General features: G+C 80.7%; 1 pseudogene. It reads right to left on the bottom strand.

Annotation, left to right across the window (positions count from 1 at the left end):
- Positions 1 to 5: 5 nt before the first annotated feature.
- Positions 6 to 326: pseudogene (locus ADK41_RS10760) on the bottom strand (hypothetical protein); the annotation flags it as partial.

Here is a 326-nt window from a genome sequence, read left to right as displayed (position 1 = left end):
CGGCGTCAGGAGGCGGTCAGCAGTTCAGGGTTGCGCTCCAGGGCGCGGGAGACGGCGGCGCAAGCGGCCTTGAGGTGCGCGGCCGCCAGGGCCACGTGGCACCCGGCCTGCGGCCCCGCGACCGCGAGGGCCCCGGCGACCGCGCCGGGCGCCGTCAGCACCGGGGCGGCGACCCCGACCGCGCCCGGCCCGCCGCCGACGGCCGCGAACCCCTTCTGCCGCACACGCGCCGACTCGACCTCCCGGACGCGCACGCCCCGGCCGGCCACGGTGTCGTCCTCGGCGCCGAAGGCACGGAACACCCTCGTCGCGGCCCGGTCGGAGGC

The organism is Streptomyces caelestis (assembly GCF_001279005.1).
Classification (GTDB): domain Bacteria; phylum Actinomycetota; class Actinomycetes; order Streptomycetales; family Streptomycetaceae; genus Streptomyces; species Streptomyces heliomycini.
This window is presented reverse-complemented; position numbering and strand designations above follow the sequence as displayed.